The 3,281-nt window shown below is 70.3% G+C and carries 3 protein-coding genes; all 3 read right to left on the reverse strand.

The genetic code is table 11. The annotated features are described in order from the left end of the window. Positions 1 to 1,516, reverse strand: a 1,516-nt coding sequence (locus B2W79_RS17420; RefSeq protein ID WP_292791836.1) for a dipeptide ABC transporter ATP-binding protein, incomplete at its 3' end; no start/stop codon positions are given. Continuing rightward, the gene (locus B2W79_RS17425) at positions 1,513 to 2,361 is read right to left on the reverse strand and encodes an ABC transporter permease (RefSeq protein WP_292791839.1); all 849 of its coding nucleotides are present in this window, start codon (positions 2,359 to 2,361) and stop codon (positions 1,513 to 1,515) included. The genes B2W79_RS17420 and B2W79_RS17425, both read right to left, overlap by 4 nt. Continuing rightward, the coding region (locus B2W79_RS17430; RefSeq protein ID WP_292791842.1) for an ABC transporter permease at positions 2,354 to 3,281 on the reverse strand (928 nt) is incomplete at its 5' end. The genes B2W79_RS17430 and B2W79_RS17425, both read right to left, overlap by 8 nt.

Here is a 3,281-nt window from a genome sequence, read left to right on the forward strand (position 1 = left end):
CCGCCAGGTCGTGGCTGATGAAGAGGTAGGTGAGGCCGAGCTCGGCCTGCAGCTCCCGGAGCAGATTGAGCACCTGCGCCTGGATCGACACGTCGAGCGCCGACACCGATTCGTCGAGCACGAGGAAGTCCGGCTCCAGCACGAGCGACCGGGCGATGGACACGCGCTGGCACTGCCCGCCGGACATCGAGCGCGGCAGCCGGTGCGCGAACTCCTCGTCCAGGCGCACGCGGTGCATGGTCTCACGCACCTTCTCGGCGCGGGAGGCCCGGGTGCCGATGCCGTGGGCGCGCAGCGGCGCCTCGATGATCTGCGCGACGGTCTGCCGCCGGTTCAGCGCCGAGAACGGGTCCTGGAACACCATCTGCATGCGCTTGCGCAGCCGCCGCAGCTCCTCGCCGCGGAGGTCGTGCGGACGCTGCCCGTCGAAGACGACCGACCCTCCGTCGATGCCGCCGAGCGCGAGCACGGCCTTCGACACGGTCGACTTGCCGGAGCCCGACTCGCCGACGAGCCCGACCGTCTCGCCGCGCCGGATCTGGAACGACACGTCGTCGACCGCGGTCACCCGGCGCCCGGAGCCGAGCGTGAACACCTTCGACACGCCCTGCACGTCCACCAGCACGTCGCCGGACTCCCGCGCCCGATCCACCGCGCTGATCGATCCGGCCTCGGCGAGCGGCTCCGTCCCGCGTTCGAGCACCTCCGCGGCGGTGCGGATGGGCTGCTGCACGTCGACTGTGAGGTCGACGACCGCGCCGAGGAGCGCCTGGGTATACGGGTGCTCGGGGGTCGCGTAGATGCGGTCGACCGGGCCCTCCTCGACCACGCGCCCGTGCCGCATCACGTGGATGCGCTCGCAGAACCCGGCGGCGACGCCGAGGTCGTGCGTGATGAGCACGACCGCGGTCCCGTGGTCTTCCGCGAGCCGGTCGAGCAGGTCGATGATCCGGGACTGCGTCGTCACGTCGAGGGCCGTGGTCGGCTCGTCCGCGATGAGCACGGCGGGCCGAGAGGACATGGCCATCGCGATCATCACGCGCTGCCGCATCCCGCCGGAGAACTCGTGCGGGTACTGGCCCAGACGCTCCTCGGGCAGCGGCACCCCGACCTCGGTCAGCAGCTCGACGGCCCGCGCGCGGGCCGTCGCCGCCGAGACCCGGTCGTGCAGCCGGATCGCCTCGACGAGCTGGTGCCCGATCGTGCGGACCGGATTCAGCGACGACATCGGGTCCTGATAGACCATCGCGATCTCGCCGCCACGCACGCGGGTCATCTCCCGCGGGCTCAGCGTGAGCAGTTCGCGGTCGCGCAGCCGGATGCTGCCGCCAAGGGTCGCCCCGTCGTTCAGCCGCATGATCGACAGCGCCGTGAGCGACTTGCCGGAGCCGGATTCGCCGACGAGGCCGATGCGCTCACCGGGCCGCACCGCGAACGTGATGCCCTGGACGGGCATGACGTCGCCGTAGGAGACAGTGAGGTCCTGCACCTGCAGGACGGGCGTGAGGTCGGTCATCGGCCCCTCCCCTTCCGATCGCCGCCGAACTGGTCGGCGAGCACGTTGAGCAGCCAGATGGTGACGAAGATGAACAGGGCGGGGAACAGCACGTACCCGATGGACTGGTACATCTTCTGGTAGCCCTGTTGCACGAGCGTGCCCCAGGTGGCCTCGGGCGGCGCGATGCCGAGCCCGACGAAGCTCATCGACGCCTCCAGGAGGATCGCGTTGGCGGCGTTGATGGCCGCCTGCACGACGATCGGCCCCTTGGCGTTCGGCAGCACCTCGGCGAAGAGCAGCCGGCGACGGGTGGATCCGAAGGCCACCGCGGCGGTGAAGTAGTCCTCCTGCAGTTCGCTGAGCACCGACGACCGCACCAGCCGCGCGGTGGTCGGCGTGAGGAGCACCCCGATGATGACGGCGAGTTTGACGGGATCGGCACCGAACGCGGAGATGAAGACGAGCGCGAAGAGGATCTGCGGGATCGCCATGACCGTGTCGGCGAGGCGCATGAGGATCTCGTCGACCCAGCCGCGGGCGAACGCCGCCGCCATGCCCCAGGCGATGCCGAGGACCATGGCCACGAGGGTCGCGCCCCCGGCGATGAACACGGTGAGCTGGCCGCCGTAGAGCACGCGGCTGAAGAGGTCGCGGCCCAGCTCGTCGGTCCCGAAGAGGTGCGCCGCCGAGGGACCGGCGAACCGGTCGGACGACTGCGCCGCGGGGTCGTACGGGGCCAGGAGCGGGGCAAGGACGCAGATCAGCACGATCAGCGCAAGAAGTGCCACCGGAATCCACGACGCGAACGCGATTCTGCGACGGGGATGCGCGGAGCGCAGCGCGAGGGTGAGGGTGTCAGCCACGGCTGCTCCTTGCACGAAGACGCGGATCGAGCACCCCGTAGAGGAGGTCGACGATGAGCGTGGTGAGGATGAACATCGCGGAGATCAGCAGCACGACCGACTGCAGCACCGCGTAGTCCCGCTTGAAGACCGCGTCGATCGCGAGCGAACCGAGCCCGGGGACGCCGAACACGTACTCCACGATCACCACGCCGCCCAGGGTGTAGCCGACGATCAGGCCGAGCATCGTGAGCCCGGGGATCAGGGCGTTGCGGAGCGCGTGGCCGAGCACGACCCCGCTCGCCGACTGTCCCTTGCCTTTCGCGGTGCGGATGTAGGGGGCGTCCAGCACCTCGACCATCGACGCCCGGAGGAACCGCATGAGCAGCGGCGCCGCCGCGAAGGCGAGGGTGAGGCCGGGGAGGATCATGCGCACGAGGTTCTCGGCTGGATCCTCCGCGAACGGCGTGTAGCCGCGGGCCGGCAGCACCTTGAGCTGCACGGCGAACACGACGATGAGCACGATGCCGATGAGGAACTGCGGAAGAGCCATGCCCGCGGTCGAGATCGCGGTGAGCACCCGGTCGATCACGCCGAGCGGACGCAGCGAGGCGAACACGGCGGCCGGGGTGGCGATGAGCACGGCCAGGAGCACGCCGATGAGCGTGAGCTCCAGCGTCGCGGGCAGGCGCTGGGCGATGAGCTCCGTCACCGAGTACTGGTTGAAGTAGGACTGACCGAAGTCGCCCGTGAAGACGCCGCCGATCCAGCGCAGGTACTGCTCGATGACGGGGGCGTCGAGGCCGGCCTCCTCCCGCAGCCGGGCGATGGTCTCGGCATCCACGCCCGGCGTCGAGCCGAGGCGGGTGATGACGGGGTCGCCCGGCAGCAGCCGGAGCACGACGAAGACGAGGAGCGAGGTGGCGATCAGCATCGCGATG

The organism is Microbacterium sp. UBA7513 (assembly GCF_002478345.1).
Classification (GTDB): Bacteria; Actinomycetota; Actinomycetes; order Actinomycetales; family Microbacteriaceae; genus Microbacterium.